Source organism: Sphingopyxis sp. (assembly GCF_050725615.1).
Lineage (GTDB): Bacteria > Pseudomonadota > Alphaproteobacteria > Sphingomonadales > Sphingomonadaceae > Sphingopyxis.
The window spans coordinates 1-3453 of the sequence record NZ_JBOHHU010000157.1 but is presented as its reverse complement, the minus strand read 5'-3'; the positions used below and the strand labels follow the sequence as shown (position 1 = coordinate 3453).

Genomic DNA, 3453 nt, shown 5'->3' with positions numbered 1-3453 from the left:
GCTCGACATCTCGCCCAACACGGTGAAGACGCATGTCGCGCGGATCTATGAAAAGCTCGAGGTCGCGAGCCGGACGCAGGCGGTGCAAAAGGCCAGGGCGCTCGACATCCTGCCGTAAAATCGGGCGATAGCGCCCCGATCACCCATTTGGGCGATGGATTTCGCGCGTTGTTTCGGCTCGTCCCGCATGGCATTCATCCATTGGGGAGACAGATCATGGGCAGGATCATCGCGGTTTACGGCGCCATCGCGGGCGTCATCATCGTCATCGGCATGCAGATCAGCATCGCGGTCGTCACCGACCATGGCACCATGGGCATGGTCGCCGGCTATCTGTCGATGCTGCTGGGGATGATCTTCGTGTTCGTCGGGGTGAAGCGCTATCGCGATGTCGAGCGGGGCGGGGTGATCACTTTCTGGAAAGCGCTGTCGGTCGGTCTCGGCATCTCGTTCGTCGCGGCGCTGTTCTATGTGCTCAGCTGGGAGGTCTATATGTGGCAGACCGGGGGCACCTTCATGGCCGAATATATCGCCAGCAATATCGAGAATATGCGCGCGGCGGGCAAGTCGGCGGCGGAGATCGCGAAATTCTCCACCGAGATGAACGCGATGGCCGAGCAATATAAGAACCCGGCGTTCCGCATGGCGCTGACCTTCGCGGAAATATTGCCCGTCGCGCTGCTGGCGTCGCTGATTTCGGCGGCCGTGCTGCGCAAGAGCAATGTCCTGCCGGCGGTGCAGGCGCGCGGGTAATCGGCGGGGAAGGGGATCGGCGCGCCCGGTCTTCTTCCCATCGGCGCATCTTGGCGCTATGGCGCGCGCCATGACCGACTTGCATCTCGATCCCGCCCTGCGCGACCCCGCGTTGACGTCCAAGGCCTGGCCGTTCGAGGAAGCGCGCAAGCTGGTGAAACGCTATCCGCAGGGCAAGCCGGGCGGCGAAGCGATGCTGTTCGAGACCGGCTACGGCCCCTCGGGCCTGCCGCATATCGGCACCTTCAACGAAGTGCTGCGCACGACGATGGTCCGCCGCGCCTATGAGACGCTGACCGGCGGCGCGCCGACGCGCCTCGTCGCGTTCAGCGACGACATGGACGGGCTGCGCAAGGTTCCGGACAATGTGCCGCAAAAGGAAATGCTGACCGCCCATCTCGGCAAGCCGCTCACCGACATTCCCGATCCGTTTGGCAAGTATGAGAGTTTTGCGCATCATAACAATGCGATGCTGCGCGAGTTTCTCGACCGTTTCGGCTTCGATTATGAATTCGTCAGCTCGACCGAGCGCTACAAGTCGGGGGCGTTCGACGAGGCGCTGAAAAATGTCCTGCGCCACAACCAGGATATTCTCGACATCATGCTGCCGACGCTGCGCGCCGAGCGCGCCGCGACCTATTCGCCGATCCTGCCGGTCAGCCCCAACTCGGGCATCGTGCTGCAGGTGCCGGTGACGGTGGTCGATGCCGACAAGGGCCTCGTGTCGTTCGAGGACGAGGGCGAGACGATCACCCATTCGATCCTTGGCGGCGGCGCGAAGCTGCAGTGGAAGGTCGACTGGGCGATGCGCTGGGTCGCCTTGGGCGTCGATTACGAAATGTACGGCAAGGACCTGACCGACAGCGGCGTCCAGTCGGGCAAGATCGCGCGCGCGATCGGCGGACAAAAGCCCGAGGGACTGATCTACGAAATGTTCCTCGACGAAAAGGGCGAGAAGATTTCGAAGTCGAAGGGCAATGGCCTCAGCCTCGAGCAGTGGCTGTCGTACGGCAGCGAGGAAAGTCTCGCCTTCTTCGCCTATCGCGAACCCAAGGCGGCGAAGCAGTTGCACATCGGCGTGATCCCGAAGGCGGTCGACGAATATCTGCAGATGCGCGGCAATTATCCCGCGCAGGAAGGCGACAAGAAGCTCGGCAACCCGGTGCATCATGTTCATGTCGCGCGCAGCGAGCAGGTTCCCGCGAAGGAACTGCCGGTGACCTTCGGGCTGCTGCTCAACCTTGTCGGCGTGATGGGCGCCGATGCGTCGAAGGAGCAGATCTGGCGCTACCTCGGCCAATATGTCGAAGGGGCGGACGCCGCCACCTATCCCGAGCTCGACGGCCTGATCGACAATGCGATGGCGTATAACCGCGACTATGTCGCGCCGACGCTGAACCGCCGCAAGCCGGTGGGCGGCGAGGGCGCGGCGCTCGCCGACCTCGACGCGAAGCTGGCGGCGTTGCCGGCGGATGCCTCGGCCGACGATATCCAGAATATCGTCTACGAGATCGGCAAGAACGAAGCCTATGGCTTTGAAAACCTGCGCGACTGGTTCAAGGCGCTGTACGAGACCCTGCTCGGTTCGAGCGCCGGACCGCGCATGGGCAGCTTCATCGCGCTGTTCGGGATCGACAACACGCGGCGGCTGATCGCCGAGGCTTTGGCAGCATGAGAAGCCCTCCCACTCCGTTCGTCCCGAGCGAAGTCGAGGGACGCAAGGCGCGGCGCCAACGTGTCTCGACTTCGCTCGACACAAACGGAGTGCAGGGGACAGCGCGTTGATCGAAATCTTCACCACCGGCGGGACGATCGACAAGGTCTATTTCGACGCGCTGTCCGAGTTCCAGATCGGCCCCGCAGCGATCCCCGACATGCTGCGCGAGAATAATGTCCATGTCCCGCACCGCGTCACCCAGTTGATGCGCAAGGACAGCCTCGAGCTCGACGACGCCGACCGTGCCGCGATCCGCGCGGCGGTCGAGGACAGCGCCGCGTCGCATATCCTCGTCACCCATGGCACCGACACGATGGTCGTCACCGGCCGGGTGCTCGCGGGAATCGCGGGCAAGACGATCGTGATGACCGGCGCGATGCAGCCGGCGTCGGTGCGCGCGAGCGACGCCGAATTCAACGTCGGTTTCGCGCTTGCGGCGGCGCAGACTTTGCCGCCCGGCGTCTATATCGCGATGAACGGCATGATCTTCGACCCCGCGACGACCGAGAAGGACCGCGCGGCCGGGCGTTTTGTTGCCGACCGGGGCTAAATAATCCGTCCGATCGGCGGTCGCCTGTAACCCCGCCGCGATCCCGACGAATAAGCAAGGGTGGGAGGGCAGTTCGTTCTTCCATCTGAACTTTTTCGGAGGATCGAACTTATGACCAACAGCAAACTCGCCGGCCTGATCGCCGCATCGGCCACCGCGCTGGCCCTCGCCGGCGCCGCCTTTGCCGCCGACGCCCCCGCCGGCAGCTCGGGCAGCGCCGTCGGCGCCAAGGACATGGTCCATTGCTATGGCGTCAACAGCTGCAAGGGCACCGCCGACTGCAAGACCAGCGCGAATGAATGCAAGGGCCAGAACGCCTGCAAGGGCCATGGCTTCAAGGCGGTGGCCGCCGCCAAATGCCTGAGCGACGGCGGCGTGATCGGCGACATCGGCTGATCAGGCTGGCGTCCCGCGCGGCGGCGCAGCGCCGCGC

5 protein-coding genes are annotated in these 3453 nt (G+C 64.1%); all 5 read left to right on the top strand.

Annotated features, from left to right (window positions below; genetic code table 11):
- Positions 1-7 precede the first annotated feature (7 nt).
- Positions 8-118 carry a helix-turn-helix transcriptional regulator gene (locus tag ACREB7_RS20760; protein ID WP_431594154.1) on the top strand — a complete coding sequence of 37 codons (111 nt, stop codon included), beginning with the start codon at positions 8-10 and terminating at the stop codon, positions 116-118.
- A gap of 98 nt (positions 119-216) precedes the next feature.
- Positions 217-753 carry a DUF4199 domain-containing protein gene (locus tag ACREB7_RS20755; RefSeq protein ID WP_431594153.1) on the top strand — a complete coding sequence of 179 codons (537 nt, stop codon included), beginning with the start codon at positions 217-219 and terminating at the stop codon, positions 751-753.
- Positions 754-823: 70 nt separating this feature from the next.
- A complete protein-coding gene (locus tag ACREB7_RS20750) occupies positions 824-2428 on the top strand; it encodes a lysine--tRNA ligase (RefSeq protein WP_431594152.1) in 1605 nt (534 codons plus the stop codon).
- Positions 2429-2534: 106 nt separating this feature from the next.
- Positions 2535-3020, top strand: a complete 486-nt coding sequence (locus ACREB7_RS20745) for an asparaginase domain-containing protein (protein ID WP_431594151.1) — start codon at positions 2535-2537, stop codon at positions 3018-3020.
- A gap of 111 nt (positions 3021-3131) precedes the next feature.
- Positions 3132-3416 (top strand): BufA2 family periplasmic bufferin-type metallophore, encoded by a 285-nt coding sequence (gene bufA2 / locus ACREB7_RS20740; RefSeq protein ID WP_431594150.1) that lies wholly within the window; start codon positions 3132-3134, stop codon positions 3414-3416.
- Positions 3417-3453 lie beyond the last annotated feature (37 nt).

What these genes read in the sequence shown, in the direction of transcription:
- ACREB7_RS20750 (WP_431594152.1), top strand. Translation starts at nt 824, where the DNA reads ATGACCGACTTGCATCTCGATCCCGCCCTGCGCGACCCCGCGTTGACG.
- ACREB7_RS20755 (WP_431594153.1), top strand. Translation starts at nt 217, where the DNA reads ATGGGCAGGATCATCGCGGTTTACGGCGCCATCGCGGGCGTCATCATC.
- bufA2 (WP_431594150.1), top strand. Translation starts at nt 3,132, where the DNA reads ATGACCAACAGCAAACTCGCCGGCCTGATCGCCGCATCGGCCACCGCG.